Below are 266 nucleotides of genomic sequence, written 5' to 3' on the forward strand. Positions count from 1 at the left end.
GCGGATCAGCACTCGCTGGCCGTCGAGGTCGAGGTCGGTCATCTTGCGCGCGTTCATGGAAGCAGATTCCTCGTCTGGGAAAGCCGAAGGGGTCTCAGGCATCGGAGGGTGGCCCCGGGCCCAGTCGCGCGATGCGGCCGGCAACGTCGAGCATGCGATTGGCGAAGCCCCACTCGTTGTCGAACCAGCCCAGCATCTTGATCAGGCGGCCGCCGGCCACCCGGGTCTGGGTGGCGTCCACGATACCGGAGCGCGGATCGGGGTTG

Annotated in this window: 1 pseudogene; it reads right to left on the reverse strand. The window is 67.7% G+C overall.

The features are described 5' to 3' along the window. Positions 1-94 precede the first annotated feature (94 nt). Positions 95-266: pseudogene (locus CVH10_RS27360) on the reverse strand (erythrose-4-phosphate dehydrogenase); the annotation flags it as partial.

Source organism: Halomonas sp. ND22Bw, from assembly GCF_003011945.1.
Taxonomy (GTDB): Bacteria; Pseudomonadota; Gammaproteobacteria; order Pseudomonadales; family Halomonadaceae; genus Halomonas; species Halomonas halophila.